Raw genomic sequence first — 26,923 nt, forward strand, 5'->3', positions numbered from 1 at the left:
GGCTTCGGTATCCCCGCCGCGCGGGTACCGGTTCTCCCGGCGCCGCGCGGCCCTCGTCGGAGCGCCTCCATGAATATCGCCGTGATCCAGATGGTCAGCCAGGACGACGTGACTGCCAATCTCGCCCGCGCCGGCCAATTGCTGGAGCGCGCGGCCGCCGAGGGCGCGCGCCTGGCGGTGCTGCCGGAAAACTTCGCCGCCATGGGCCGGCGCGACCTCGCCGACCTGGGCCGCGCCGAGGCCCGGGGCGAGGGACCGATCCTGCCCTGGTTGAAACAGCGCGCCCGCGACCTCAGGTTATGGATCGTGGCCGGCACGTTGCCGCTGCCGCCGGACGGGCAACCGGAGGCCCGCGCCCACGCTTGCTCCCTGCTGGTGGACGACCGGGGCGAGCGGGTGGCGCGCTACGACAAGCTGCACCTGTTCGACGTGGACGTCGCCGACAGCCGCGGGCGCTATCGCGAGTCGGACGACTATGCTTTCGGAAATCGCGTGGTGGTGGCGGACACGCCAGTGGGGCGGCTGGGACTGACGGTCTGTTACGACTTGCGCTTCCCGGAGTTGTACACCGCGCTGCGCGAAGCCGGCGCCGAGCTGATCACGGCGCCCTCGGCCTTCACCGCCGTCACCGGCGCGGCGCACTGGCAGGTGCTGGTGCGGGCGCGGGCCATCGAGACCCAGTGCTACCTGCTGGCCGCGGGGCAGGGCGGGCTTCACCCCGGCGGCCGCGAGACTTTCGGCCACTCGGCGATCGTCGATCCCTGGGGCCGGGTGCTCGCCGAGCAGGCCCAGGGCGAGGCGGTCCTGCTGGCTCGCGTGGACGCCGCCGAGCAAGCGGCGATCCGGCAGCGCATGCCGGTCGCCGGCCATCGAAGATTCACCGCATCGGCCGATCCCCGGCCGATGGCAACGAAACGGGACCCGGATTCATGAGCGATCTGTTGTTAACCGTCGGCGAGCATCTGCTGGCCCCGGGCGAATTGAGTATCGAGGCGCTGCCGGCGTTCCTCGGCGATCTGGCCGGGCCGGGCATCGACGCCGCCGACCTGTATTTCCAGAGCCAGATATCCGAGACCTGGGTGCTGGAGGACGGCATCGTCAAGGACGGCAGCTTCAACCTGGACCAGGGGGTCGGCGTGCGGGCGCAGTCCGGTGAAAAGACCGGGTTCGCCTACAGCAACGCCATCACCGCCGAGGCCCTGAGCCAGGCGGCGCGGGCCGCGCGCTCCATCGCCCGCACCGGGCAGAGCGGCACGGTCCGGGCGTTCGCCCGCCCGGGCTTCACCCCGCTGTATGCGCCGGACAACCCCCTGGACGTGCTGGCGCGCGCGGAGAAGGTCGAACTGCTCAAGCGCATCGACGTCGCCACCCGCGCCCTCGACCCGCGCATCAAGCAGGTCACGGTCAGCCTCTCCGGCGTCTGGGAGCGCATCCTGGTGGCCGCCGCGGATGGCGGCCTGGGGGCGGACATCCGGCCGCTGGTGCGCTTCAACGTCAGCGTGATCGTCGAGCAGAACGGTCGCCGCGAGCGCGGTGGCCACGGCGGCGGCGCCCGCACCGACTACCGCTATTTCCTGGAGCAGGACGCCAACGGCGAGGAGCGGGCCATGAGCTACGCCCGCGAGGCCTTGCGCCAGGCGCTGGTCAACCTGGAGGCGGTTCCCGCACCGGCCGGCACCCTGCCGGTGGTGATGGGCGCCGGCTGGTCCGGGGTGCTGCTGCACGAGGCGGTGGGGCACGGCCTGGAAGGCGACTTCAACCGCAAGGGCAGCTCCGCCTACAGCGGCCGGGTCGGCGACAAGGTGGCGTCCAGCCTCTGCACCATCGTCGACGACGGCACCCTGCCGGGGCGCCGCGGCTCCCTGAGCATGGACGACGAGGGCACACCGACCCAGTGCACCACGCTGATCGAGAACGGCGTGCTCAAGGGCTACATGCAGGACAAACTCAATGCGCGCCTGATGGGCGCGGCCCGGACCGGCAATGGCCGTCGCGAATCCTACGCCCACCTGCCCATGCCGCGGATGACCAACACCTACATGCTGGCCGGGCAGAGCGAACCGGAGGAAATCATCGCCTCGGTAAAGCGGGGCATCTACTGCGCCAACCTGGGTGGCGGCCAGGTGGACATCACCAGTGGCAAGTTCGTCTTTTCCACCAGCGAGGCTTACCTGATCGAGGACGGGCGGATCACCGCTCCGGTGAAGGGCGCGACCCTGATCGGCAACGGGCCGGAGGCCATGAGCCAGGTGTCCATGGTGGGCAACGATCTGGCCCTGGACAGCGGCGTGGGAACCTGTGGCAAGGATGGGCAATCGGTGCCGGTGGGCGTGGGTCAGCCGACCCTGAAGATCGACGCCATCACCGTCGGCGGAACGGGCACCTGAGGCACGGTGCCCGGCGAGGGGTCAGCGCAGGCCGCGCTTGGCCTCGTCCAGTTCCCGCAGGTACTTGAACAGCTTGCGGGCGGCGGCAGGGGGCTTGTCCTGGGCGGCCTCGTGCTGGGCCTGGCGGGTCAGCTGGCGCAGGTGCTGGCGGTCCGACTCGGGGTACTCGGTGAAGAACGCATCCAGGGCCGCGTCGCTGCCTTCCAGCAGCCGGTCGCGCCAGCGCTCCAGGGCGTGGAAGCGCTCGTTGTACTGGCGGGTGGAGGCGTCCAACTGGTCTACCAGGGCGAGGATCGCCTCGATGTCCTGGTCGCGCATCAGCTTGCCGATGTACTGGATGTGGCGCTTGCGAGCGATGTGGGCCTTGTGTTTCGGCGCGTCCTCCAGGGCCCGGCGCAGGGCGTCGCTCAGAGGCAGGCGCGCCAGCAGGTCGGGCTTGAGGGTCGTCAGGCGTTCGCCCAGTTCCTGCAGGGCATGCAGCTCACGCTTGACCTGGGATTTGCTCTTCTCGCCGGAGAAGTCGTCGTCGAGGTAATCAGACATGGGGACGGTCCAAAGGAAAACGTCGCCATGATAGCAGCAGGTCGTGGACCGCAGGGGCGAGCGCCCCGCCGCCCGCGGCCGCAAACGGGAGTTCACATGAGTTCAGTCGAGAATATCGGGCCCCAGGCCTTGCCGGACTTGCAGGAGCAGGTGGAGCGGATCATCGCCGAGGCGGCCCGGCAAGGCGCCAGTGCCTGCGAAGTGGCGGTGTCCCTGGAGCAGGGGCTGTCCACCTCGGTGCGCCAGCGCGAAGTGGAGACGGTCGAATTCAACCGCGACCAGGGCTTCGGCATCACCCTCTACCTCGGCCAACGCAAGGGCTCGGCCAGTACGTCGGCGTCCGGCGACGCGGCGATCCGGGAAACCGTGGCCGCCGCCCTGGCGATCGCCCAGCACGCGTCCGAGGATGAGTCCGCCGGCCTGGCCGAGCCGTCGTTGATGGCCCGCGACCTGCCGGAGCTGGACCTGTACCACCCCTGGGCGATCACCCCGGAGCGGGCCATCGAGCTGGCCCTGGCCTGCGAGGCGGCCGCCCTCGATACCGATGCCCGGCTCAAGGCCGATGGCACCAGCCTGAGCACCCATCAGGGCTGCCGCGTATACGGCAACAGTCACGGTTTCGTCGGGGGCTATGCCAGCACCCGTCACAGCCTGAGCTGCGTGATGATCGCCGAGCAGGACGGGCAGATGCAGCGCGATTACTGGTACGACATCAACCGCCAGGGCGAGGCCCTGGCCGATCCCGCCCACATCGGCCGGCACGCCGCCGAGCGCAGCGTTCGGCGCCTGGGCGCGCGACCGGTTCCCACCTGCGAGGTGCCGGTGCTGTTCTGCCCGGAACTGGCCACCGGCCTGATCGGCCATTTCCTTTCGGCGGTCTCCGGCGGCAGCCTGTACCGCAAGACCTCGTTCCTCGAAGGCACCCTCGGGCAGCAGCTGTTCCCGTCCTGGCTGACCCTCGACGAGCGCCCCCACATCCCCCGCGCCCTCGGCAGCGCCGCGTTCGACGCCGACGGGCTGGCCACCTACGCCAAGCCGTTCGTCAAGGACGGCGAGCTGGTGTCCTACGTACTGGGCACCTATTCGGGCCGCAAGCTGGGCATGCCCAGCACCGCCAACTCCGGCGGCGTGCACAACCTGCACGTGAGCCATGGTGATGACGACCTCGACGCACTGGTGAAGCGCATGGGCCGCGGCCTGCTGGTCACCGAACTGATGGGGCACGGCCTCAACCTGGTGACCGGTGATTACTCACGGGGCGCGGGCGGCTACTGGGTGGAAAACGGCGAGATCCAGTTCCCGGTTCAGGAAGTGACCATCGCCGGCAATCTGAGGGACATGTTCAGGCAGATCGTCGCCATCGGCAGCGACGTGGAGTGGCGCAGCAACATCCGCACCGGTTCGATCCTCATCGAGCGCATGACCGTCGCCGGCCGCTGAGCCGCGATCAATCGCTGGCGCCCGGGGCAGGGTGCCAGCGCATCCCCCTCCATCCCCGGTAGGTGCGGGCGTCTGGCCTGAGCGCCTCGGTAACCTCATCCACTCGCAGTCATGACAGGTGTGTCTTCAGGCGCCTGTGCCTCTTTCCATCGGTATGAATTGTCCTCGGGCTAGGCTGCCCTGGCGCGAACGCCTGCACACGAAATAAATTCTTGATTATCATTACCGATTAAGAATAATTATCAGTATCACTGCAGGATGGTGCCCTCTCATGCGCAAGCTGCCCTCCCTCGATCACTGGTACTGGATGAAAGCCCGCATTCGTTGCGCGCTGGCGGCAGACGAACCGCGGTTAATCCGCCGTTTCATCAGCGAAAGCGATGCCATGGTGCATTGCGGGTTGCTGGACGACTGGCGGGCCGGCGAGGGCGCCTTCCGCCTGTTTCTGGACACTGCTACCGACACCGCCTTGCCTTGGCATTGGCGCTGCCTGTGCCTGGACCACGCCTACCGCCCCCTCGACGCCCTGCAGCGCCTGGCCACCGACGCCGGGCGGCGGCTGCGCTTGAGCCAGCTCAACCGGCAGCTGGCCATGACGGTGCTGGCGCCGTCTCTCATCTACAGCGAAAGGAACCTCTCATGACTTCGACCCGTATCGAACGCGACAGCATGGGCGAGCTGGCCGTGCCGCAGGACGCCCTGTACGGCGCCCAGACCCAGCGCGCGGTGAACAACTTCCCCATCAGCGGCCAGTCCATGCCGGAGTCCTTCATCCGCACCCTGATCCTGGCCAAGGCCGCGGCGGCCCGCGCCAACGTCGAGCTGGAACAGATCGCCCCGGCCATCGGCGATGCCATCGTCGCCGCGTGCCAGCAACTGCTGGCGGAACCGTTCATGGCGCACTTCCCGGTGGATGTGTTCCAGACCGGCTCCGGCACCAGTTCCAACATGAACGCCAATGAGGTCATCGCCACCCTGGCCAGCCGCCAGCTGGGCGAACCGGTGAACCCCAACGACCACGTGAACTGTGGCCAGAGCAGCAACGACATCATCCCCACCACCATCCATGCCAGCGCCGCCATCGAACTCAACGAGCGCCTGCTGCCCGCCCTCGGCCACCTGCTGACGGTGCTCTGCGACAAATCCCTGGAAGTGCAGCCCTACGTGAAGACCGGGCGTACCCACCTGATGGACGCCATGCCGGTGCGCATGAGCCAGGTGCTGGACGGCTGGGCCCAGCAGATCCAGGCCAATATCGAGCACCTGCGCGCCCTGCTGCCCAGCCTGCGCGCCCTGGCCCAGGGCGGCACCGCGGTGGGGACCGGCATCAATGCCCATCCGCGCTTCGCCGAGCGGTTCTGCGCCGAGCTGGGGGCCCTGACCGGGCAGCCGTTCACCCCGGGCAACAACTTCTTCGCCCTGATCGGTTCCCAGGACACCGCGGTGGCGGTCTCCGGCCAGTTGAAGACGGTGGCCGTCTCGCTGATGAAGATCGCCAACGACCTGCGCTGGATGAACTCCGGCCCGCTGGCCGGCCTCGCCGAGATCGAACTGGAGGCGCTGCAGCCCGGCTCGTCCATCATGCCCGGCAAGGTCAACCCGGTGATTCCCGAAGCCACCGCCATGGTGGCGGCCCAGGTGATCGGCAACGACGCGGCCATCGCCATCGCCGGCCAGTCCGGCAACTTCGAGCTGAACGTGATGCTGCCGGTGATCGCCCACAACCTGCTGGGCAGCATCGGCCTGCTGACCCGCGCCAGCCGCCTGCTGGCCGATCGCGCCATCGCCGGCTTTCGGGTGAACGCGCCGAAGCTGCGCGAAGCGCTGGACCGCAACCCGATCCTGGTCACCGCGCTCAACCCCATCATCGGCTACCTCAAGGCCGCGGAAATCGCCAAGCAGGCCTACCGCGAAGGCCGGCCGATCCTCGACGTGGCGGTGGAGCGCACCGACCTGGATCGCGCGACGCTGGAACGCCTGCTGGACCCCGAGGTACTGACTGCCGGCGGCCTGTAGCACCGGCCGTTCCACGCGCCGGCCCGGGGGCCGGCGTCCCATTCCCCCTCAACCCGGAGCTGGCCATGGAACACTGGAAACGCACCATCGAAGCAGGCAACCACTGTTTCGCCGCGGGCAACTGGGTCGAGGCCCGGGAGCATTACCTCCAGGCCCTGGCGCTCGCCCAGGTGCTCTACCAGCGCTGGGCGGACGCCGACGCTGCGGTCGCCGCGTTCGTCGTGTCCCACCACAACCTGGCCGACCTGCACCTGTGCCTCGGCCAGCCGGAAGAAACTGCCGAGTACCTCTGCGCCAGCCACGAGCGACTGTTGCAGAGCGTCGCCGACGAGACCCTGCCCCAGGCGCTGCGCGACGCGGCCCTGCGGCACAGCCGCACCACCTACCTGGAATTGCTGCAGTTCATCGGCGAGCACGGCGCCTATCCCCGTACCGAGCGGCTGCTGGGGCAACCGGTTCCCGGCTCGCCGCGCACCGCGCCCGCCACCTCCCGCCGCTATCACTGAGGAGTCACCATGCCTTACGTCCTGCCCGAGTTGCCCTACGCCTACAACGCCCTGGAGCCGCACATCGATGCGCAGACCATGGAAATCCACTACACCAAGCACCACCAGACCTACGTCAACAACCTGAATGCCGCGCTGGACGGGAATCCCCTGGCCGAACGTCCGGTGGAGGAGCTGCTGACGCGGCTGGCGGAGCTGCCCGACGGCGTGCGCGGTGCAGTGGTCAACAATGGCGGCGGCCATGCCAACCACTCGCTGTTCTGGCGCGTCATGTCGCCCCAGGGCGGCGGCCAGCCCCAGGGCCAGGTGGCGAGCGCCATCGAGACCGAACTGGGCGGGTTCGAGGCGTTCAAGGATGCGTTTACCAAGGCCGCGTTGACCCGCTTCGGCAGTGGCTGGGCCTGGCTCAGCGTGACGCCGCAGAAGACCCTGGTGGTGGAAAGCAGCGGTAACCAGGACAGCCCGCTGATGCACGGCAACACGCCGATCCTCGGGCTGGATGTCTGGGAACACGCCTACTACCTGCGCTACCAGAACCGCCGGCCGGAATACATCGCGGCGTTCTACAACGTCATCGACTGGGCCGAAGTGGAGCGACGCTACCGCGACGCGGTGGCATGAGCTCGCCGAACCAAGCTCCGGCCAGCGCTGTCAGGATTCTCATGAATACATTTCCCTTCAGCGTGTCCGGGCAGCGTGCCGGTCGCTACGCGATCGGCCTGTGCGTGGTGCTGTCCGCCCTGGCCTGGTTGCTGATGCAGAACCGTGCCGCAGTGCTGCCCATGGTCGAGGCGCCCATCTGGCATGCCCTACGGGGCGGCGTGCTGTGTGCGCTGGGCACCGCGCTGGGCGCAGTGCCAGTGCTGTTCCTGCGGGGGCTGTCCCAGCGGCTGAGCGACATGCTGCTGGGCTTCGGGGGCGGCGTGATGCTGGCGGCCACCGTCTTCTCGCTGCTGATGCCAGCCCTGAATTCGGCCAAGGACCTGGGTTTTTCCGCCTGGGGCGCGGGCTTCCTGGCCAGCTTCGGGCTGCTGCTGGGGGCTACCATCCTGTTCGGCCTGGGCCGGCTGTTGCCCCAGCAGCCGCTGGTAGTGGGGGAGGGGAGCGACCGTCAGACCCTGGCGCCGCGTATCCTGCTGTTCGTGGTGGCAATCGTTCTGCACAACATCCCGGAAGGCATGGCCGTGGGGGTCTCGGCGGGTGCCGGGCTGCCCGGCTCGGACAGCCTGGCCCTGGGCATTGCCCTGCAGGATTTGCCGGAAGGCCTGATCATCTCGCTGGTGCTGGTGGGGGCGGGTATGTCCCGGGGCAAGGCCTTGCTGATCGGCGCTGCGTCGGGGCTGGTGGAGCCGGTGGCCGCGGTGGTCTGCGCCTGGCTGGTGGGTGTGTCCGCCACCGTGCTGCCCTGGGGGCTGTCGCTGGCGGCGGGGGCCATGCTCTTCGCCGTCACCCACGAGATCATTCCGGAGTCCCATGCCAAGGGCCACGCCACCGAGGCCAGCCTGGGGCTGGCAGCGGGGTTCTGCCTGATGATGGTGATGGATACCGCGTTGGGTTGAGGCGGGGCCTCACTCGCCTTCGTCGAAGCGGTTGTTGATCAGCTCGACCAGGGCGGCCAGGGCGTCGTCCGCCTGGTCGCCCTCGGCTTGCAGCTGCAACGAGGTGCCCTTGCCCGCGGCCAGCATCATCACCGCCATGATGCTCTTGCCGTCCACCAGGGAGTCCACCGAGCGCCCGACCCTGACCTGGCACGGAAAGCGACCGGCGACGCCTACGAACTTGGCTGCGGCGCGTGCATGCAGGCCGAGTTTGTTGATGATGAGGATTTCGCAGGCGGGCATCGCGGCTTCATTCCTTTTAGACGAGGTCGCGGTGGCGAACCTGGACATTCTTCAAATGGGGTTTCAAGGCCTCGCCCAGCCGCTCGGCGAGGTAGACCGAGCGATGATGGCCGCCGGTGCAGCCGATGGCGATGGTGACATAGGCGCGGTTGCTGGCGGCGAAGCGCGGTAGCCACTTGTTCAGGTAGCCGAGGATGTCCTGGTACATCTCTTCCACCTCGGGCTGCGCCGCGAGGTAGGCGATCACCGGCGCGGTACGTCCCGAATGCTCGCGCAGGTCCGGTTTCCAGTATGGGTTCGGCAGGCAGCGCACGTCGAACACCGTATCGGCATCCACCGGAATGCCGCGCTTGAAACCGAAGGACTGGATCAGGAAGGCGGTACCCGGCTCCGGCTGTTCCAGCAGGCGCTGCTTGAGGATATCCCGCAACTGGTGAAGGTTGAGCCGGGCGGTGTCGATCTTCAGGTCGGCGAGATCGGCGATCAGCCCCAGCAGGGCCGCCTCGTCCTTGATCGCCTCCGCCAGGGAACGGTGTTCGTTGGTGAGGGGATGGCGACGGCGGGTTTCCGAGAAACGCTTGAGCAGGGTCTCTTCGTCCGCATCCAGGTAGAGCACGTCGCACTGGATATGACGGGCGCGGACCTCGGCCAGGATCTGCGGGAAACGCTCCAGTTGGCTGGGCAGGTTGCGGGCGTCGATGGAAACCGCCACCAGCGGCTGCGCCAGCTCGGTGTGCAGCAGGGTGCGCTCGGCGAGCTGGGGCAGCAGCCCGGCCGGCAGGTTGTCGATGCAATAGAAGCCGTTGTCCTCCAGGACATCGAGGGCGGTGCTCTTACCTGAGCCGGAGCGTCCGCTGACGATGATGAGGCGCATGGCTATCGTCCGTTCTGGGCGTCCACGACGACGGCGTACAACGCGTCGTTGTCCGGCGCCTGGCGCAGGCGCTCGCGAACGTCGCCACGGTCGAGCATGCTGGCGATCTGGCGGAGCAGCTCGAGGTGCTCGTCGGTAGCAGCCTGAGGCACCAGCAGCACGAACAGCAGGTCAACCGGCGCACCGTCGATGGCGTCGAAATCCACGGGCGCTTCGAGCCGCAGCACGGCGCTGATGGGCGAAGCGCACCCGGCGAGACGGCAGTGGGGAATGGCGATACCGTTACCGAAACCGGTGGAGCCGAGTTTCTCCCGGGCGATGAGATTCTCGAAGAGGGTCTGGGCGTCGAGGTCGGGAAGCTCGCGAGCGATCAGCTGAGCGATCTGTTCGAGGACGCGTTTCTTGCTGCCACCCGGCACGTTCACCAGGGAACGGCCGGGGGTCAGGATTTGCTCGAGTCGGATCATAGAAGGAGGGGGGTGATCAGCGGGCGGTTGCGCCCTGCTGGCGGTTAATCTGCTTCTCCTTGTGCTTGATCAGCTGTCGATCGAGCTTGTCGGTGAGCAGGTCGATGGCGGCGTACATGTCTTCGTGCTCCGCATTGGCCACCACCTCGCCGCCGGCGACGTGGAGCGTGGCTTCGATCTTCTGTTTCAGCTTCTCGACCTCCATGATCACCTGAACGTTGGTGATCCGGTCGAAGTGGCGCTCCAGTCGGCCGAGTTTTTCGACGACGTAGTCGCGCAGGGCGTCGGTCACATCCAGTTGGTGTCCACTGATGTTGACTTGCATACCGCTTTCTCCTTGTTGCCCGTGTAAGAGAGACAGGCTGGGCGACCTGTCACCGGAACACTGGTGCGTCACATCAGTCGCTTGCGTTCGCTGGAGGGCGCGATTCCCAGGGATTCCCGGTACTTGGCGACAGTGCGACGGGCTACTTGAATGCCTTGTGCTTCCAGTAAACCAGCGATCTTGCTGTCACTCAACGGCTTTTTCGGATTTTCCGCGGCCACCAGTTTCTTGATGATCGCGCGGATCGCGGTGGACGAGCATTCCCCGCCTTCCGCCGTGCTGACGTGGCTGGAGAAGAAGTATTTCAGCTCGTAAATGCCCCGCGGGGTGTGCATGTACTTCTGCGTGGTCACCCGGGAAATGGTGGATTCGTGCATGCCCACCGCCTCGGCGATGTCGTGCAGCACCAAGGGCTTCATGGCCTCGTCGCCGTACTCCAGGAACCCCCGCTGGTGCTCGACGATCTGGGTCGCCACCTTCATCAGGGTCTCGTTGCGGCTCTGCAGGCTCTTGATGAACCAGCGGGCTTCCTGCAACTGGTTGCGCATGAAGGTGTTGTCGGCGCTGGAATCGGCGCGTTTGACGAAGCCGGCATAGTGGGGATTGACCCGCAGGCGCGGCATCGACTCCTGGTTCAGCTCCACCAGCCAGCGCTCGTTGTGCTTGCGCACGATGACGTCGGGCACCACGTATTCCGGCTCGCTGGACTCGATCTGCGAGCCCGGGCGGGGGTTGAGGCTCTGGATCAGTTCGATGATCTGCCGCAGTTCCTCTTCCTTCAGGCGCATGCGGCGGATCAGCTGCGCGTAGTCGCGGCTGCCGAGCACGTCCAGGTAGTCGCTGACCAGCCGCTGCGCATCGCTCAGCCAGGGCGTGTCGGCCGGCAACTGGCGCAGTTGCAGCAACAGGCACTCGCGCAGGTCGCGGGCGGCCACGCCGGCCGGCTCGAACTGCTGGAGGCGGTGCAGCACGGCCTCCACTTCGTCCAGCTCGATGTCAAGCTCCGGGTCGAAGCCCTCGGTGATCTCTTCCAGGCTTTCTTCCAGATAGCCCTGGTTGTTGATGCAGTCGATCAGGGTGACGGCGATCAGCCGGTCGGTGTCGGACATGGGCGCCAGGTTGAGCTGCCACAGCAGATGGCTCTGCAGGCTCTCGCCGGCGGACGTGCGGGACGTGAAGTCCCACTCGTCGTCATCGTTGCTGGGCAGGCTGCTGGCGCTGGTCTGGTAGACGTCTTCCCAGGCAGTGTCCACCGGCAACTCGCTGGGGATGCGGTCGTGCCATTCGCCGTCTTCCAGGCTGTCAGCATTGGCGGTGGTTTCGGTGAAGGTGTCCTGGGTGGGCGTGTTGCTGACGGACGCGGCCTCTTCCTTGTCGGCCATGGGGTCGGACGTGTCGAAGTCGTCGCCTTCTTCCTGGCGCTCCAGCATGGGGTTGGATTCGAGCGCCTCCTGGATTTCCTGCTGCAGGTCCAGGGTCGAGAGTTGAAGGAGGCGGATGGCCTGTTGCAGCTGCGGGGTCATCGTCAGCTGCTGGCCCATCTTGAGGACTAGCGATGGTTTCATGGCAGAGGGCTACGCACCTAGATTCGCCGGCGCAGATGCGCCATTCCACAACAGGGCGCCGAGGCGCCGCCAGGAAGCAAATTACATGCCTGAATTTGGCCTATTTTTCCGGTCGGCGCAACTCTTGACAGCCCTGGAACGGCGTTTTAGAGGCGGAACTCGTGACCCAGGTAGACTTCCTTCACCAGCTGATTGGCGAGGATTGCATCGGAATCGCCTTCGGCAATGAGCTTACCGTCGCTGACGATATAGGCGGTCTCGCAGATGTCCAAGGTTTCGCGGACGTTGTGATCGGTGATCAACACGCCGATTCCCTTTTCCTTGAGGTGATGGATGATCTGCTTGATGTCCCCCACCGAGATGGGGTCGACGCCGGCGAAGGGTTCATCCAGCAGGATGAACTTCGGTGAGGTGGCCAGGGCCCGGGCGATCTCGACGCGCCGGCGCTCGCCGCCGGACAGGCTCATGCCCAGGTTGTCGCGGATGTGGCTGATATGGAATTCCTGCAGCAGGGCTTCCAGTTCCTTGCTGCGCGCGGCGCGGTCCAGGTCCTGGCGGGTCTCGAGGATCGCCATGATGTTGTCGGCGACGCTGAGCTTGCGGAAGATCGAGGCTTCCTGTGGCAGGTAGCCGATACCGGCCCGGGCACGACCGTGCATGGGCTGGTAGCTGACGTCCAGGTCGTCGATCAGCACACGGCCCTGGTCGGCCCGTACCAGGCCGACGATCATGTAGAAACAGGTGGTCTTGCCGGCCCCGTTGGGGCCGAGCAGCCCGACGATCTGCCCGCTCTCGATGGAGAGGCTGACGTCGCGGACCACCTGGCGGCCCTTGTAACTCTTGGCCAGGTGCTGGGCTTTAAGAGTCGCCATTACGGGGCCGCGCCTTCTTTTTTCTTCGGCTGGATGACCATGTCGATGCGCGGCCGCGGCGTGGTCACGTTGGTGCCCTTGGCGCGGCCGGCGTTGACGATCTGGCGCTTGGTGTCATAGACGATCTTCTCGCCTTCGAAGGTGTTGCCTTCCTGGATCACCTTGGCCTGGTCGATCAGCACGATGCGGTCGTTGTTGGCGAAGTACTGGATGGTCAGGCCGTAGGCCTTGACGATGTCCTTGTCCGGGGCCGGCCTCTGCTCGTAGTAGGCGGGCTTGCCCTGGGAGGTGAAGGTCTCGATCTCGCCGTTGGCGTTACGGGTGATGGTCACGGTGTTGCCGGTGATCTTCATGGTGCCCTGGGTGATCACCACGCCGCCGTGGTAGACCGCCACGCCTTGCTTGTCGTCGAGTTCGGCGCTGTCGGCCTGGATGCGGATCGGCTGATCGCGGTCGGTGGGCAGGGCCCAGGCGCCATGGCTGCCGAGCGCACCGCCCAGGCCGATCAGCAGGGACAGGGTCCGGACGGAAGAAAAGTTAACGAACCTCATGCTGGCCTCTTACGTTGGACAGCAGGTGCATCCGGCTGTCGTTCAAGTACGCTTTCATTCCTGTCGCCGTGGTGACCCCATTGGCGGCCTCGATTCTAACGTCTTGCTCGGTCTGAGCATATTGCCGGTCCGGGAAGACCGTGAGGCGCGAGGTGGTCAGGACGACGGGACGTTCCTTGGCATCGGTGCGGGCGACCCGCACGTTGTCGATCAATTCGACCTGCTCGCCTTTCGGCCCCACTTCGCCCCGGTCGCTCTGCACGTGCCAGGGGTACTCGGTGCCGCGGTACATCTGCAGGTCCGGCTTGGTCAGCAGGGTGACGTCGCTGGCCTGCACATGGTCGAGCTTGTCGCTGGTCATCTCGTAGCGCATAGCGCCGTCGGGCATGTACTCCACGCTGCGGCCGTTGATGACGTAATAGTCGATGGCATTGGGATCGGCCGCCACCGGGGTGGCGTCGTCCATGAAGCTCTCGGGCCGGATGTTCCAGTAGCCGAGGGCGATCAGCAGCGCGGCGATCGGCAGCAGGATCAGGGCGAGGCGCAGGTTCTTCGGCATGGGAAAAGCCTATAGATAGGCGGCCTGGGCCGCGTCGAGGGTGCCTTGGCCACGCATGATCAGTTCGCAGAACTCCCGGGCGGCGCCTTCGCCGCCGCGGGCCCGGGTTACCCCGTGGGCATGCTCGCGGACGAAGGCGTCGGCGCTGGCCACCGCCATGCCCAGGCCCACCCGGCGGATCACCGGCAGGTCGGGCAGGTCGTCGCCCAGGTAGGCCACCTGGTGCAATTCGAGTCCCAGTTGGCCGCGCAGTTCGTCGAGGACCGCCATTTTGTCTTCGCGACCCTGATAAAGGTGGCGGATGCCCAGGTTGCGCGCGCGGCGTTCCACCACCGGCGTCTGCCGCCCGCTGATAATGGCGGTGTCGACGCCGCTGGCGATGAGCATCTTGATGCCGTGGCCGTCCAGGGTATTGAAGGTCTTGAATTCGCTGCCGTCGACCAGGAAATACAGGCGTCCGTCGGTGAGCACGCCATCGACGTCGAAGATCGCCAGGCGGATGGCCTGGGCACGCTGCAGCAGGCTGGCGTCGTTCATCAGATCACTCCGGCGCGGGTCAGGTCATGGATGTGTAGGGCGCCGATCGGTCGGTTGTCCGCGTCCACCACCACCAGGGCGCTGATCTTGTGGTCGTCCATGATCTTCAGCGCCTCCGCGGCGAGCATATCGGCCAGGGCGGTCTTGCCGTGGCGGGTCATCACATCGTCGATGCTGGCGTTGCGCACGTCGATGCCGCGGTCCAGGGTCCGGCGCAGGTCGCCGTCGGTGAAGATCCCGGCCAGGGTGCCATCGTTCTCCACTACCACGGTCATGCCCAGGCCTTTGCGGGTCATTTCCAGCAGGGCGTCCTTGAGCGGCGTGCCGCGGGTCACCTGAGGCAGCTCGCCGCCGCGGTGCATGATGTTCTCCACCTTCAGCAGCAGGCGCCGGCCGAGGGCACCGCCCGGGTGGGAAAAGGCGAAATCCTCGGCGGTGAAGCCACGCTCCTCCAGCAGAGCGATGGCCAGGGCGTCGCCCAGTACCAGGGATGCCGTGGTGGAGGAGGTGGGCGCCAGGTTCAGCGGGCAGGCTTCCTGGGCGACCCGGGCGTCCAGGTTGACCTCGGCGGCGCGAGCCAGGGGCGAGTCGGGGTTGCCGGTCATGCTGATGAGGGTAATGCCCATGCGCTTGATCAGCGGCAGCAGGGTGACGATTTCGGCGGTGGAGCCGGAGTTGGACAGAGCCAGCACCACGTCCTCCCGGGTGATCATGCCCATGTCGCCGTGGCTGGCCTCGGCCGGGTGGACGAAGAACGCCGGCGTGCCGGTGCTGGCGAGGGTGGCGGCGATCTTGTTGCCGATGTGGCCGGACTTGCCCATGCCCACCACGACCACGCGGCCTTTGCTCGCCAGGATCAGCTGGCAGGCCCGTTCGAAGTCGTCGCCGATCCGCTCCAGCAGTGCCTCGATGGCCTCGATTTCCAGGCGTATGGTGCGGCGGGCGGACTCGAGGGGGTGGCAGGTCGACGTCATGGCAAGGGCGGTCGCTGGGATGAAAAGGCGGGGATTATAGCCAGAAAGCGATCAAGGCTCACCCATCCACTCTGTGAGCCGCGGCGCAAAGCTGTCACGGCGCTGAACGAACGCAGGGGCAACCTTGGGAGGCACGAGCGGTCGATGCTATATTGCGCGCCCCGTTCGGCCCGCCCCGGTTCGTTGCAGGTGTCCCCATCTCCGGGTGCGTCGTCTGCCGGGAATGGATGCATGCAAGGAGTTCTGATGAGCGCCGAAAACGGCTACGCGGTCGAGCTGAAGGGGGTCACCTTCAAGCGCGGCGCGCGAAGCATCTACAACGATGTCGATATTCGCATTCCCCGTGGCAAGGTGACCGGCATCATGGGGCCTTCCGGCTCCGGCAAGACCACCTTGCTGCGCCTGATCGCCGCCCAGCTCAAGCCCGATCGCGGCGAGGTGTGGGTGAACGGCCGCAACCTGCCGACCCTGTCCCGTCCCGACCTGTTCGACATGCGCAAGGAATTCGGTGTGCTGTTCCAGAGCGGTGCGCTGTTCACCGACTTGGACGTGTTCGAGAACGTCGCCTTCCCCCTGCGGGTGCATACCAAGCTGCCCGAGGAAATGATCCGCGACATCGTCCTGATGAAGCTGGAGGCGGTCGGCCTGCGCGGTGCCATCGAGTTGATGCCGGACGAGCTGTCCGGCGGCATGAAGCGTCGGGTGGCGCTGGCCCGGGCCATCGCCCTGGACCCGCAGATCCTCATGTACGACGAACCCTTCGTGGGCCAGGACCCCATTTCCATGGGCATGCTGGTGCGCCTGATCCGCCTGCTCAACGATGCCCTGGGCATCACCAGCATCGTGGTCTCCCATGACCTCGCCGAGACCGCCAGCATCGCTGACTACCTCTATGTGGTGGGTGATGCCCAGGTGCTCGGCCAGGGGACGCCGGCCGAGCTGATGGAGTCGGACAACCCGCGTATCCGGCAATTCATGAAAGGCATCCCGGACGGCCCGGTCCCGTTCCACTATCCCGCGCCCGATTACCGCGCCGACCTGCTGGGGAGCGCTGATGCGTAACCGAACTCTACTGGAACGCATCCGCCTGCTGGGCGCCGCCGGCATCGCCGTGGTGGGGGCCCTGGGCCGCTCGACGATCTTCCTGCTGCGGGCCCTGTTCGGCCGCGGGTCCCTGGGCAACGGTACCCAACTGCTGGTGCGCCAGCTGTACGCAGTGGGTGTGCTGTCCCTGCCGATCATCCTGGTGTCCGGCGTGTTCATCGGCATGGTCCTGTCGCTGCAGGGCTACAGCATCCTCAACAAGTACGGCTCGGAGCAGGCGGTGGGGCAGATGGTGGCCCTCACGCTGCTGCGGGAGCTGGGCCCGGTGGTGACCGCGCTGCTGTTCGCCGGCCGTGCCGGTTCCGCGCTGACCGCCGAGATCGGCAACATGAAGTCCACCGAGCAGCTCTCCAGCCTGGAGATGATCGGCGTGGACCCGCTGAAATACATCGTCGCGCCGCGCCTGTGGGCCGGCTTCATTTCCCTGCCGATGCTGGCCACCCTGTTCAGCGTGGTGGGCATCTGGGGCGGGGCGATGGTGGCGGTGGACTGGCTGGGTGTCTACGAAGGCTCGTTCTGGTCGAACATGCAGAACAGCGTGGAATTCGGCAACGACGTGCTCAACGGCGTGATCAAGAGCGTGGTGTTCGCCTTCGTGGTGACCTGGATCGCCGTGTTCCAGGGCTACGATTGCGACCCCACCTCCGAAGGCATCAGCCGCGCCACTACCCGCACCGTAGTCTATGCCTCCCTGGCCGTCCTCGGCCTCGACTTCATCCTCACCGCCCTGATGTTTGGAGACTTCTGATGCAAACCCGCACCCTGGAAATCGGTGTCGGCCTGTTCCTCCTGGCCGGCCTGCTGGCCTTGCTGCTGCTGGCCCTGCGCGTCAGCGGGCTGTCCGTCAGCGGCAACACCGAGACTTACAAGCTGTACGCCAATTTCGACAATATCGCCGGCCTCACGGTCAGAGCCAAGGTGACCATGGCCGGCGTGACCATCGGCAAGGTCACCGCCATCGACCTGGACCGCGACCGCTACACCGGTCGGGTCACCATGGAGCTGGAGAAGAAGGTGGACAACCTGCCGGTCGATTCCACCGCATCGATCCTCACCGCCGGGCTGCTGGGCGAGAAGTACATCGGCATCAGCGTGGGGGGCGACGAAGAGCTGTTGAAGGACCGCGGCACCATCCGCGACACCCAGTCGTCGCTGGTGCTGGAAGACCTGATCGGCAAGTTCCTGCTCAACTCGGTAAGCAAGGATTCCAAATGAGGAGATTCGCCATGATCGATACCCTGCGTCGCGGCCTGCTGGTGCTGCTGGCCCTCCTGCCGCTCGTCGCCACCGCGGCCCAAACGCCCCAGCAGGTGGTGCAGGACACCACTGACCGGCTGCTGGCCGACATCCAGGCCAATCGCGACAAATACCGCAGCGATGCCGATGCCTTCTACAACGCCCTCAACGGCATCCTCGGCCCGGTGGTGGACGCCGAAGGCATCGCCAAGGGCGTGATGACCGTGAAGTACAGCCGCCAGGCTACCCCGGAGCAGATCAAGCGCTTCGAGGAAGAGTTCAAGCGCAGCCTGATGCAGTTCTATGGCAACGCCCTGCTGGAGTACGACAACCAGAGCATTCGCGTGCTGCCGAGCGCCGGCAAGCAGGACCCGGAACGGGCCAGCGTGAACATGGAAGTGAAGGACAAGAAGGGCACGGTATACCCGGTGTCCTACACCCTGGTGAACCAGGGCGGCGCCTGGAAAGTGCGTAACGTCATCATCAATGGCATCAACATCGGCAAGCTGTTCCGCGACCAGTTCGCCGACGCCATGCAGAAGAACGGCAACGACCTGGAAAAAACCATCGCCGGCTGGTCAAGCGTGGTGGCCAAGGCCAAGGAAACCGCCACCGCCGAGCAGGCCGGCGCGAAATGAGCGACGCCAGCCTGAGCGCCGACGGCGCGCGCCTGCTGCTGCGCGGCGTGCTCGACTACCGCAGCGGCCCGCAGTTGCGGGAAGCTGGCGGCGAGGCGATCCGTGGCGCCAGTGCTTCGGCGCTGGTGCTGGATTGCAGCGGCGTGGAGAAATCCAGCAGCGTGGGCCTGTCCCTGCTGCTGGCCTTCATGCGCGACGCCGCCCGGGCTGGCAAATCCCTGACCATCCAGGCGCTCCCCGAGGAGATGCAGGTGATCGCCCAGGTCTCCGGCCTCACCGGGCTGTTGCCGCTCCAGGCCTGAGTGTCCGGCGGGGGTCCCTCCGTCCGCCGGGGTTCGCAGGCTAGGGGCTTTTTTGTATGATGTCGGCCCCGCGAGCCCCAGGGGCTCCTCCCGAACAACCCCGCTCCGAGTCAACCCGCCGCCTGGTCGCCGCCTTTTCACGTGCCGGCCGCGGCCACGGAGCGACAGGCGACGCTATTCCCGCGAGGTCGAGCATGCAGGCCGTAGAAGTGAAGAACCTCCTGGAAGCCCAATTGCCCGGGACCCAGGTCGAAGTGGAAGGCGAGGGCTGCAATTTCCAGCTCAACGTGATCAGCGACGAACTGGCCGGCCTCAGCCCGGTCAAGCGCCAGCAGCAGATCTACGCCCATCTCAACCCCTGGATCGCCGATGGCCGCATCCATGCGGTGACCATGAAATTCTACAGCCGCACGGCCTGGGTCGAGCGCGCCTGACGCGCCCCCGCTCACTGCATTCCCACCCTGCGCCGGCCCACGTCCGGCGGGCGACGAGATAGCTATGGACAAACTGATCATCACCGGCGGCCATCGCCTCGAGGGCGAAATCCGCATTTCCGGGGCGAAGAACTCCGCCCTGCCGATCCTGGCCGCGACCCTGCTGGCCGACACCCCGGTCACCGTCTGCAACCTGCCGCACCTGCACGACATCACCACCATGATCGAGCTGTTCGGCCGCATGGGCGTGCAGCCGGTGATCGACGAGAAGCTCAGCGTTGAGGTGGACGCCAGCAGCATCAAGACCCTGGTGGCGCCCTACGAGCTGGTGAAGACCATGCGCGCCTCGATCCTGGTCCTCGGGCCCATGGTGGCGCGCTTCGGCGAGGCCGAGGTGGCCCTGCCCGGCGGCTGTGCCATCGGGTCACGCCCGGTGGACCTGCACATCCGCGGCCTGGAAGCCATGGGTGCGCAGATCGACGTCGACGGCGGCTACATCAAGGCCCGGGCGCCGGCCGGCGGCCTGCGTGGCGCCAACTTCTTCTTCGACATCGTCAGCGTGACCGGCACCGAGAACATCATGATGGCGGCCTCGCTGGCGAACGGTCGCACCGTGCTGGAGAACGCCGCCCGCGAGCCGGAGGTGGTCGACCTGGCCAACTTCCTCAATGCCATGGGCGCGCGCATCCAGGGCGCCGGCACCGACACCATCGTCATCGACGGGGTGAAGCGCCTCGGCGGCGGCCGCTACAGCGTGATGCCCGACCGCATCGAGACCGGCACCTACCTGGTGGCGGCGGCGGCCACCGGCGGCCACGTCAAGCTCAAGGACACCGACCCGAGCATCCTCGAAGCGGTGCTGGTCAAGCTGCAGGAGGCCGGCGCCCAGATCGCCACCGGCATCGACTGGATCGAGCTGGACATGAAAGGCCGCCGTCCCAAGGCGGTGAACGTGCGCACCGCGCCGTACCCGGCGTTCCCCACCGACATGCAGGCCCAGTTCATTTCCCTGAACACCGTGGCCGAGGGCACCGGTACGGTGATCGAGACGGTGTTCGAGAACCGCTTCATGCACGTCTACGAGATGAACCGCATGGGCGCCCAGATCCTCGTGGAGGGCAACACCGCCATCGTCACCGGCGTGCCGTGCCTGAAGGGCGCCCCGGTGATGGCCACCGACCTGCGCGCCTCCGCCAGCCTGGTGATCGCCGCGCTGGTGGCGGAAGGCGAGACCCTCATCGACCGCATCTACCACATCGACCGTGGCTACGAGTGCATCGAGGAAAAACTGCAGTTGCTCGGCGCCAAGATCCGCCGCGTCCCGGGCTAGCCCGCTGGCCGCGGCGGCCCGTCCGCCCTAAGGATTCCCGTTCATGCTGACCATCGCCCTGTCCAAAGGCCGTATTCTCGACGACACCCTGCCGCTGCTGGCCGCGGCCGGGATCGTGCCCAGCGAGAACCCGGACAAGAGCCGCAAGCTGATCATCCCCACCAGCCAGGACGACGTGCGCCTGCTGATCGTCCGCGCCACCGACGTGCCCACCTATGTGGAGCACGGCGCCGCGGATCTCGGCGTAGCCGGCAAGGACGTGCTGATGGAGTACGGCGGCCAGGGGCTCTACGAGCCCCTCGATCTGAAGATCGCCAACTGCAAGCTGATGACCGCCGGGGCGGTGGGCGTGCCGGAACCCGAAGGGCGCCTGCGGGTGGCCACCAAGTTCGTCAACGTCGCCAAGCGCTACTACGCCGAGCAGGGCCGCCAGGTCGAAGTGATCAAGCTCTACGGCTCCATGGAGCTGGCACCCCTGGTGGGCCTGGCCGACAAGATCATCGACGTGGTGGATACCGGCAACACCCTGCGCGCCAACGGCCTGGAGCCCCAGGAGTTGATCGCCCCCATCAGCTCGCGGCTGATCGTCAACAAGGCCGCCATGAAGATGCAGCACGCCCGCATTCAGGCGCTGATCGAAACCCTTCGCCAGGCGGTCGCCTCCCGATGACCGTTCGGGCCCTCCCGCGCGCCGCCCTGGCGCGCTCCGGCACTCGACACCGTCGCTGAACCTCCGAGGCGCGGCCCCGCCGCGCGGCCTATCCGTGTCATAGCCATTTTCTCGGGCGTCCATGCGGTGGGCTTGGTAGGCTAGCGACGCCCGAGCACATGCCATACGAGAGGCCCGTCATGACCCGTCCCACCGCCATCCGCCGACTCAATGCCGCCGACCCGCAGTTCGCGCGCCATCTGGATCATCTGCTGAGCTGGGAAAGCGTGTCCGACGAGGCGGTCAACCAGCGGGTGCTGGATATCATCGCGGCGGTGCGCGAGCGCGGCGACGAGGCCCTGGTGGAATTCACCAAGCGCTTCGACGGCCTGGACGTGGCCCGCATGGCCGACCTGATCCTGCCGCGCGAGCGCCTGGAGCTGGCCCTCACCCGCATCAGCCCCGAGCAGCGCCAGGCCCTGGAAAGCGCCGCGGCGCGGGTGCGCAGCTACCACGAGAAACAGAAGCAGGACTCCTGGCGCTACACCGAGGCCGACGGCACGGTGCTCGGCCAGCAGGTGATGCCCCTGGATCGCGCCGGCCTGTACGTGCCGGGGGGCAAGGCGTCCTACCCGTCCTCGGTGCTGATGAACGCCATCCCGGCCAAGGTCGCCGGCGTCGCCGAAGTGGTGATGGTGGTGCCGACGCCCCGTGGCGAGGTCAACGAACTGGTGCTGGCCGCCGCGGCCATCGCCGGGGTCGACCGGGTCTTCACCCTGGGCGGCGCCCAGGCGGTGGCGGCCCTGGCCTATGGCACCCAGAGCGTGCCCCAGGTGGACAAGATCGTCGGCCCGGGCAACATCTACGTGGCCACCGCCAAGCGCCACGTGTTCGGCCAGGTGGGCATCGACATGATCGCCGGGCCGTCGGAAATCCTGGTGGTCTGCGACGGCCAGACCGATCCGGACTGGATCGCCATGGACCTGTTCTCTCAGGCCGAGCACGACGAGGACGCCCAGTCGATCCTGGTCAGCCCGGACGCCGCCTTCCTCGACCGGGTGGCGGCCAGCATCGACCGGCTGCTGCCCACCCTGGAGCGCGCGGAGATCATCCGCACCTCCCTGGAGGCTCGGGGCGCCCTGATTCAGGTGGCGGACCTGGAGCAGGCCATCACCGTGGCCAACCGCATCGCCCCGGAGCACCTCGAATTGTCGGTGGCGGAGCCCGAGCAGTGGCTACCGCGCATCCGCCACGCCGGTGCGATCTTCCTCGGCCGCTACACCGCCGAAGCCTTGGGCGACTACTGCGCCGGCCCCAACCACGTGCTGCCCACCTCGGGCACCGCGCGCTTCTCCTCGCCGCTGGGGGTGTACGACTTCCAGAAGCGCTCGTCGATCATCTTCTGCTCGGCGGAAGGCGCCTCGGCCCTGGGCCATACCGCCTCGGTGCTGGCCCGCGGCGAGTCCCTGACCGCCCATGCCCGCAGCGCCGAATACCGGATCAAGGACTGATCGCCTGTGGAGGCCCCCGCCGTTCGCGGCGGCCTCCGGCCCGACCCTTCATGCATTTCGAGGAGAGCAGACGATGAGTCGCTTCTGGAGCCCCTTCGTCAAGGACCTGGTGCCCTACGTGCCAGGCGAGCAGCCGAAACTGAGCCGGCTGGTGAAGCTGAACACCAACGAGAACCCCTATGGCCCGTCGCCCCAGGCGCTGGCCGCCATGCAGGCCGTGCTGAACGACGACCTGCGGCTGTACCCGGACCCCAACGCGGACCGCCTGAAGCAGGCGGTGGCCGCCTTCCACGGCATGCGGCCGGACCAGGTGTTCGTCGGCAACGGCTCCGACGAGGTGCTCGCCCACGTCTTCTACGGGTTCTTCAAGAATGACCGGACCCTGCTGTTCCCGGACATCAGCTACAGCTTCTACCCGGTCTATTGCGGGCTCTACGGCATTCCCCACGAAACCGTGCCCCTGGACGAGGCGTTCCGCATCCGGGTCGAGGACTACGCGCGCCCCAATGGCGGCATCATCCTCGCCAACCCCAACGCTCCCACCGGCTGCCTGCTGGGCCTGGCGGACGTGGAGCGCCTGCTGCAGGGCAGCCCCGACTCGGTGGTGGTGGTGGATGAGGCCTACGTCGACTTCGGCGGCGAGAGCGCGGTGGCCCTGGTGGACCGCTATCCGAACCTGCTGGTGACCCAGACCCTGTCCAAGTCACGCTCCTTGGCCGGGCTGCGGGTGGGCCTGGCGGTGGGGCATCCCGATCTCATCGAGGCGCTGGAGCGGGTGAAGAACAGCTTCAACTCCTACCCGCTGGACCGCCTGGCCCTCGCCGGGGCGTCGGCCGCCTTCGAGGACGTGGCCTACTTCGAGAAGACCTGCCAGGCGGTGATCGACAGCCGCACGGCGCTGACCGCCGAGCTGGAGGCCCTGGGCTTCGAGGTGCTGCCGTCGGCGGCCAACTTCGTGTTCGCCCGCCACCCGCAGCGGGATGCCGGCGAACTGGCAGCGGCGCTGCGGGAGCAGGGGGTGATCGTGCGTCACTTCCGCCAGCCGCGGATCGCCCAGTTCCTGCGCATTACCATCGGTACGCCGGAGCAGAACGCCGCGCTGGTGGAGGCGTTGCAGGGCATCCTCTGACAGGGGGGGTACCGCAACGAAAAAGCCGGAGCATCGCTCCGGCTTTTTTCATCATTTCTCGCGGCTGGCTGCCGGTGGCGGAGGCGGGCGCAGCCCCACCTCGGCCGTCAGCTTGAGGGTCTCGCCGTTGCGCATCACCTCGATGGCGATCTTCTCGCCGGGCTTGGTGCGCGCCACCTGGTTCATGGAGCGGCGGCCATCGCCGGCCTGTTGCCCGGCGATGTTGAGGATGATGTCGCCCGGCTGCAGCCCGGCGCGCTGGGCCGGCCCGTCGCGGTAGATGCCGGCCACCACGATGCCGGCGCGGTCCTGCAGGCCGAAGGACTCCGCCAGTTCGGCGGTGAGCGGCTGCACCTCGATGCCCAGCCAGCCACGGATCACCTGGCCGTGCTCGATGATCGCCTTCATCACCTCCAGGGCCAGCTTGGTGGGGATGGCGAAGCCGATGCCCTGGGAGCCGCCGGACTTGGAGAAGATCGCCGTGTTGATGCCGATCAGGTTGCCGTAGGCGTCCACCAGGGCGCCGCCGGAATTGCCCGGGTTGATGGCCGCGTCGGTCTGGATGAAGTCCTCGTAGGTGTTGAGGCCCAGCTGGTTGCGCCCGGTGGCGCTGATGATGCCCATGGTCACGGTCTGCTGCAGGCCGAACGGGTTGCCAATGGCCAGGGCAACGTCGCCGATCTGGATGTCCTCGGAGTGCCCGAGGGTGATGGCCGGCAGGCTGTCCAGGTCGATCTTCAGCACCGCCAGGTCGGTCTCCGGGTCGCTGCCCACCAGGCGCGCGATGGTCTCGCGGCCGTCCTTGAGGGCCACCACGATCTGGTCGGCGCCGGAGGTCACGTGGTTGTTGGTCAGCAGGTAGCCTTCCGAACTCATGATCACCGCCGAGCCCAGGCTCGACTCCATGCGCCGCTGGCGGGGCAGGTTGTCGCCGAAGAACTTGCGGAACTGCGGGTCCTCGAACAGCGGATGAGATGGCTTGCTGACCACCTTGGTGGTGTAGAGGTTGGCCACCGCCGGCGAGGCGAGGTTCACCGCGTCGGCATAAGAGGCCGGGCCCTGGCGCGGCTGGTCGAAGCGCGGTGCGACGTTCAGCTGGACATCCTGGCGGGGCAGCCCGACCCACTGGGGAAAGCGCTCGATGATCAGCAGCGCGACCAGCACGCCGACCAGCAGCGGCCAGCCGAAGTAACGCAGGGCCTTGAACATGGGTGGATATCCTGGAGAGTTGCCGGAGCGCGGGCGGCCCCTTTAAGGTGCGGCATTATACGAGGGCGCCCGCCAATAAAGGAGGTGCCGGCAACAGCTTGTGAGGATCGTCATGGCCATCGCGCTGACCACCCTGGTGGAAGAAACCGACCGTTACCTGAACATCGCCCGCATCGCCGACTACTGCCCCAACGGCCTGCAGGTGGAGGGCCGGCCCCAGGTGCGGCGGATCGTCAGCGGGGTCACCGCCAGCCAGGCGCTGCTGGAGGCCGCGGTGGCCGCCGAGGCCGACGCGGTGCTGGTGCACCACGGCTATTTCTGGAAGGGCGAGAACCCCTGCGTCACCGGCATGAAACAGCGTCGGCTGAAGACCCTGCTGGCCCACGACATCAGCCTGCTCGCCTATCACCTGCCCCTGGACCTGCACCCCGAGGTGGGCAACAACGTGCAACTGGCCCGGCAGTTGGACATCGAGGTGGAAGGCCCCCTGGAGCCGGACAACCCGAAGACCGTCGGCCTGGTGGGCGCCCTGGCGGAACCCATGAGCGCGCGGGACTTCGCCCGGCGGGTGGCCGAGGTGCTGGGGCGCGAGCCGCTGCTGGTGGAGGGGGCCGGCAGCGTACAGCGGATCGGCTGGTGCACCGGCGGCGGCCAGGGCTACATCGACACCGCCATTGCCGCTGGGGTCGACCTCTACCTTACCGGCGAGGCGTCGGAGCAGACCTTCCACAGTGCCCGTGAGAATGACGTGGCGTTCATCGCCGCCGGCCACCACGCCACCGAGCGCTACGGCGTGCAGGCCCTGGGCGATTATCTGGCGAAGCGTTTCGCCATCGAGCACCTGTTCATCGACTGCCCGAACCCCGTCTGACACCTCGATTCCGGCGCTATAACGCTAGATCGTTTCGTTCTAGTTGGCCGCCTGATTAGAAGAGGGTGCTGTGCTAGAGTCGCAGGCTCGTCCGCGGCCCGCTGGCCGTCCCGCTCGACCCAACCGTGAGTTGCCATGCTGGATAAACTGACCCACCTGAAACAGCTGGAGGCGGAAAGCATCCACATCATTCGCGAGGTGGCCGCCGAGTTCGATAACCCGGTGATGCTCTACTCGATCGGCAAGGACTCGGCCGTGATGCTGCACCTGGCGCGCAAGGCCTTCTTCCCCGGCAAGCTGCCGTTCCCGGTGATGCACGTCGACACCCGCTGGAAATTCCAGGAGATGTACCGCTTCCGCGATCGCATGGTCGCCGGAATGGGCCTGGACCTGATCGTCCACATCAACCCGGACGGCGTCGCCCAGGACATCAACCCCTTCACCCACGGCAGCGCCAAGCACACCGACGTGATGAAGACCGAGGGCCTAAAGCAGGCCCTGGACAAGCACGGCTTCGATGCCGCCTTCGGGGGCGCCCGCCGCGACGAAGAGAAGTCCCGGGCCAAGGAGCGGGTCTATTCCTTCCGCGACAGCAAGCACCGCTGGGACCCGAAGAACCAGCGGCCCGAGCTGTGGAACGTCTACAACGGCAAGGTGAAGAAGGGCGAGTCCATCCGGGTCTTCCCGCTCTCTAATTGGACCGAACTGGACATCTGGCAATACATCTACCTGGAACAGATTCCCATCGTGCCGTTGTATTTCGCCGCCGAACGCGACGTGATCGAGAAGAATGGCACGCTGATCATGATCGATGACGCGCGCATCCTCGAACACCTGTCCGACGAGGAAAAGGCGCGCATCCAGAAGAAGACTGTGCGCTTCCGCACCCTGGGCTGCTACCCGCTGACCGGTGCGGTGGAGTCGGCCGCCGCCACGCTGCCGGAGATCATCCAGGAAATGCTCCTGACCCGGACTTCGGAACGCCAGGGCCGCGTCATCGACCATGATGCCGCCGGTTCCATGGAAGAGAAAAAGCGCCAGGGGTACTTCTAA

32 protein-coding genes are annotated in these 26,923 nt (G+C 66.9%); 20 read left to right on the plus strand and 12 right to left on the minus strand.

The window, feature by feature from the left end; all coding sequences use genetic code 11:
- The first annotated feature begins 69 nt into the window (after nucleotides 1-69).
- Together FM069_RS03280 and tldD are read left to right on the plus strand one after the other, a co-directional pair.
- On the plus strand, nucleotides 70-933 hold the full coding sequence (locus tag FM069_RS03280; RefSeq protein ID WP_143486852.1) for a carbon-nitrogen hydrolase family protein: 864 nt from the start codon (nucleotides 70-72) through the stop codon (nucleotides 931-933).
- Nucleotides 930-2,387 (plus strand): metalloprotease TldD, encoded by a 1,458-nt coding sequence (gene tldD, locus FM069_RS03285; RefSeq protein ID WP_143486853.1) that lies wholly within the window; start codon nucleotides 930-932, stop codon nucleotides 2,385-2,387. The genes FM069_RS03280 and tldD overlap by 4 nt, the downstream gene beginning before the upstream one ends.
- Nucleotides 2,388-2,408: 21 nt before the next feature.
- Here the strand turns inward: tldD and yjgA are convergent, their stop codons facing one another.
- The gene (gene yjgA, locus FM069_RS03290) at nucleotides 2,409-2,930 is read right to left on the minus strand and encodes a ribosome biogenesis factor YjgA (protein WP_143486854.1); all 522 of its coding nucleotides are present in this window, start codon (nucleotides 2,928-2,930) and stop codon (nucleotides 2,409-2,411) included.
- 96 nt (nucleotides 2,931-3,026) lie between these two features.
- Here yjgA and pmbA point away from each other — a divergent pair, with 96 nt between their 5' ends.
- From pmbA to FM069_RS03320, 6 genes are all read left to right on the plus strand, one after another.
- A complete protein-coding gene (gene pmbA, locus FM069_RS03295) occupies nucleotides 3,027-4,370 on the plus strand; it encodes a metalloprotease PmbA (RefSeq protein WP_143486855.1) in 1,344 nt (447 codons plus the stop codon).
- Between the two features lie 271 nt (nucleotides 4,371-4,641).
- Entirely contained in the window at nucleotides 4,642-5,013 is a 372-nt protein-coding gene (locus FM069_RS03300; protein WP_143486856.1) for a FagA protein, read from the plus strand.
- Nucleotides 5,010-6,386, plus strand: coding sequence for a class II fumarate hydratase (locus FM069_RS03305; RefSeq protein WP_143486857.1), 1,377 nt, complete (start codon nucleotides 5,010-5,012; stop codon nucleotides 6,384-6,386). The genes FM069_RS03300 and FM069_RS03305 overlap by 4 nt, the downstream gene beginning before the upstream one ends.
- 65 nt (nucleotides 6,387-6,451) lie before the next feature.
- Nucleotides 6,452-6,892 (plus strand): hypothetical protein, encoded by a 441-nt coding sequence (locus FM069_RS03310; RefSeq protein ID WP_143486858.1) that lies wholly within the window; start codon nucleotides 6,452-6,454, stop codon nucleotides 6,890-6,892.
- 9 nt (nucleotides 6,893-6,901) lie between these two features.
- Nucleotides 6,902-7,513: a superoxide dismutase gene (locus FM069_RS03315; protein WP_143486859.1), complete on the plus strand. Its 612-nt coding sequence runs from the start codon at nucleotides 6,902-6,904 to the stop codon at nucleotides 7,511-7,513.
- A 41-nt stretch (nucleotides 7,514-7,554) separates the two neighbouring features.
- The gene (locus tag FM069_RS03320) at nucleotides 7,555-8,451 is read left to right on the plus strand and encodes a ZIP family metal transporter (protein ID WP_143486860.1); all 897 of its coding nucleotides are present in this window, start codon (nucleotides 7,555-7,557) and stop codon (nucleotides 8,449-8,451) included.
- A 9-nt stretch (nucleotides 8,452-8,460) separates the two neighbouring features.
- On the opposite strand, the gene FM069_RS03325 is transcribed toward FM069_RS03320, so the two are convergent.
- From FM069_RS03325 to FM069_RS03370, 10 genes are all read right to left on the minus strand, one after another.
- Nucleotides 8,461-8,733: an HPr family phosphocarrier protein gene (locus FM069_RS03325; RefSeq protein WP_143486861.1), complete on the minus strand. Its 273-nt coding sequence runs from the start codon at nucleotides 8,731-8,733 to the stop codon at nucleotides 8,461-8,463.
- Between the two features lie 16 nt (nucleotides 8,734-8,749).
- Nucleotides 8,750-9,607, minus strand: a complete 858-nt coding sequence (rapZ, locus tag FM069_RS03330) for an RNase adapter RapZ (RefSeq protein WP_143486862.1) — start codon at nucleotides 9,605-9,607, stop codon at nucleotides 8,750-8,752.
- Nucleotides 9,608-9,609: 2 nt separating this feature from the next.
- Nucleotides 9,610-10,074, minus strand: a complete 465-nt coding sequence (gene ptsN / locus FM069_RS03335; RefSeq protein WP_143486863.1) for a PTS IIA-like nitrogen regulatory protein PtsN — start codon at nucleotides 10,072-10,074, stop codon at nucleotides 9,610-9,612.
- A gap of 16 nt (nucleotides 10,075-10,090) precedes the next feature.
- The gene (hpf, locus tag FM069_RS03340) at nucleotides 10,091-10,399 is read right to left on the minus strand and encodes a ribosome hibernation-promoting factor, HPF/YfiA family (protein ID WP_143486864.1); all 309 of its coding nucleotides are present in this window, start codon (nucleotides 10,397-10,399) and stop codon (nucleotides 10,091-10,093) included.
- Between the two features lie 68 nt (nucleotides 10,400-10,467).
- A complete protein-coding gene (locus FM069_RS03345; RefSeq protein WP_143486865.1) occupies nucleotides 10,468-11,964 on the minus strand; it encodes an RNA polymerase factor sigma-54 in 1,497 nt (498 codons plus the stop codon).
- Nucleotides 11,965-12,110: 146 nt separating this feature from the next.
- Nucleotides 12,111-12,836: an LPS export ABC transporter ATP-binding protein gene (gene lptB / locus FM069_RS03350; RefSeq protein ID WP_143486866.1), complete on the minus strand. Its 726-nt coding sequence runs from the start codon at nucleotides 12,834-12,836 to the stop codon at nucleotides 12,111-12,113.
- Nucleotides 12,836-13,387, minus strand: coding sequence for a lipopolysaccharide transport periplasmic protein LptA (gene lptA, locus FM069_RS03355; protein ID WP_143486867.1), 552 nt, complete (start codon nucleotides 13,385-13,387; stop codon nucleotides 12,836-12,838). The genes lptB and lptA overlap by 1 nt, the downstream gene beginning before the upstream one ends.
- Complete coding sequence (gene lptC / locus FM069_RS03360) at nucleotides 13,374-13,946, minus strand: LPS export ABC transporter periplasmic protein LptC (RefSeq protein ID WP_143486868.1); 573 nt, start codon at nucleotides 13,944-13,946, stop codon at nucleotides 13,374-13,376. The genes lptA and lptC overlap by 14 nt, the downstream gene beginning before the upstream one ends.
- A gap of 9 nt (nucleotides 13,947-13,955) precedes the next feature.
- On the minus strand, nucleotides 13,956-14,483 hold the full coding sequence (locus FM069_RS03365; RefSeq protein ID WP_143486869.1) for a KdsC family phosphatase: 528 nt from the start codon (nucleotides 14,481-14,483) through the stop codon (nucleotides 13,956-13,958).
- Nucleotides 14,483-15,457, minus strand: a complete 975-nt coding sequence (locus FM069_RS03370) for a KpsF/GutQ family sugar-phosphate isomerase (protein WP_143486870.1) — start codon at nucleotides 15,455-15,457, stop codon at nucleotides 14,483-14,485. The genes FM069_RS03365 and FM069_RS03370 overlap by 1 nt, the downstream gene beginning before the upstream one ends.
- Nucleotides 15,458-15,703: 246 nt before the next feature.
- On the opposite strand from FM069_RS03370, the gene FM069_RS03375 reads away from it, so the two are divergent.
- The 10 genes from FM069_RS03375 (at nucleotide 15,704) to hisC (ending at nucleotide 23,790) form a co-directional block, all read left to right on the plus strand.
- Complete coding sequence (locus tag FM069_RS03375) at nucleotides 15,704-16,519, plus strand: ATP-binding cassette domain-containing protein (protein ID WP_143486871.1); 816 nt, start codon at nucleotides 15,704-15,706, stop codon at nucleotides 16,517-16,519.
- Nucleotides 16,512-17,309 carry a lipid asymmetry maintenance ABC transporter permease subunit MlaE gene (gene mlaE / locus FM069_RS03380; RefSeq protein WP_143486872.1) on the plus strand — a complete coding sequence of 266 codons (798 nt, stop codon included), beginning with the start codon at nucleotides 16,512-16,514 and terminating at the stop codon, nucleotides 17,307-17,309. The genes FM069_RS03375 and mlaE overlap by 8 nt, the downstream gene beginning before the upstream one ends.
- Nucleotides 17,309-17,776 (plus strand): outer membrane lipid asymmetry maintenance protein MlaD, encoded by a 468-nt coding sequence (mlaD, locus tag FM069_RS03385; protein WP_143486873.1) that lies wholly within the window; start codon nucleotides 17,309-17,311, stop codon nucleotides 17,774-17,776. Before mlaE ends, mlaD begins: the two co-directional genes overlap by 1 nt.
- A gap of 11 nt (nucleotides 17,777-17,787) precedes the next feature.
- Nucleotides 17,788-18,435 (plus strand): MlaC/ttg2D family ABC transporter substrate-binding protein, encoded by a 648-nt coding sequence (locus FM069_RS03390; RefSeq protein ID WP_143486874.1) that lies wholly within the window; start codon nucleotides 17,788-17,790, stop codon nucleotides 18,433-18,435.
- A complete protein-coding gene (locus FM069_RS03395; RefSeq protein ID WP_143486875.1) occupies nucleotides 18,432-18,737 on the plus strand; it encodes an STAS domain-containing protein in 306 nt (101 codons plus the stop codon). Before FM069_RS03390 ends, FM069_RS03395 begins: the two co-directional genes overlap by 4 nt.
- 194 nt (nucleotides 18,738-18,931) lie before the next feature.
- Nucleotides 18,932-19,171 carry a BolA family protein gene (locus FM069_RS03400; RefSeq protein ID WP_143486876.1) on the plus strand — a complete coding sequence of 80 codons (240 nt, stop codon included), beginning with the start codon at nucleotides 18,932-18,934 and terminating at the stop codon, nucleotides 19,169-19,171.
- 64 nt (nucleotides 19,172-19,235) lie between these two features.
- Nucleotides 19,236-20,501, plus strand: a complete 1,266-nt coding sequence (murA, locus tag FM069_RS03405; protein WP_143486877.1) for a UDP-N-acetylglucosamine 1-carboxyvinyltransferase — start codon at nucleotides 19,236-19,238, stop codon at nucleotides 20,499-20,501.
- A 43-nt stretch (nucleotides 20,502-20,544) separates the two neighbouring features.
- Nucleotides 20,545-21,171 (plus strand): ATP phosphoribosyltransferase, encoded by a 627-nt coding sequence (gene hisG, locus FM069_RS03410; protein WP_143486878.1) that lies wholly within the window; start codon nucleotides 20,545-20,547, stop codon nucleotides 21,169-21,171.
- 179 nt (nucleotides 21,172-21,350) lie between these two features.
- On the plus strand, nucleotides 21,351-22,661 hold the full coding sequence (gene hisD / locus FM069_RS03415) for a histidinol dehydrogenase (RefSeq protein ID WP_143486879.1): 1,311 nt from the start codon (nucleotides 21,351-21,353) through the stop codon (nucleotides 22,659-22,661).
- A 73-nt stretch (nucleotides 22,662-22,734) separates the two neighbouring features.
- The gene (gene hisC / locus FM069_RS03420; protein WP_143486880.1) at nucleotides 22,735-23,790 is read left to right on the plus strand and encodes a histidinol-phosphate transaminase; all 1,056 of its coding nucleotides are present in this window, start codon (nucleotides 22,735-22,737) and stop codon (nucleotides 23,788-23,790) included.
- Nucleotides 23,791-23,841: 51 nt separating this feature from the next.
- Here the strand turns inward: hisC and algW are convergent, their stop codons facing one another.
- On the minus strand, nucleotides 23,842-24,999 hold the full coding sequence (algW, locus tag FM069_RS03425; protein WP_143486881.1) for a Do family serine endopeptidase AlgW: 1,158 nt from the start codon (nucleotides 24,997-24,999) through the stop codon (nucleotides 23,842-23,844).
- A 112-nt stretch (nucleotides 25,000-25,111) separates the two neighbouring features.
- Between algW and FM069_RS03430 the strand changes: the two genes are divergently transcribed.
- Both FM069_RS03430 and cysD read left to right on the plus strand, forming a co-directional pair.
- Nucleotides 25,112-25,870, plus strand: a complete 759-nt coding sequence (locus FM069_RS03430) for a Nif3-like dinuclear metal center hexameric protein (RefSeq protein WP_143486882.1) — start codon at nucleotides 25,112-25,114, stop codon at nucleotides 25,868-25,870.
- A 135-nt stretch (nucleotides 25,871-26,005) separates the two neighbouring features.
- Nucleotides 26,006-26,923 (plus strand): sulfate adenylyltransferase subunit CysD, encoded by a 918-nt coding sequence (cysD, locus tag FM069_RS03435; protein WP_143486883.1) that lies wholly within the window; start codon nucleotides 26,006-26,008, stop codon nucleotides 26,921-26,923.

It is taken from the genome of Pseudomonas mangiferae (genome assembly GCF_007109405.1).
Taxonomy (GTDB): Bacteria; Pseudomonadota; Gammaproteobacteria; order Pseudomonadales; family Pseudomonadaceae; genus Pseudomonas_T; species Pseudomonas_T mangiferae.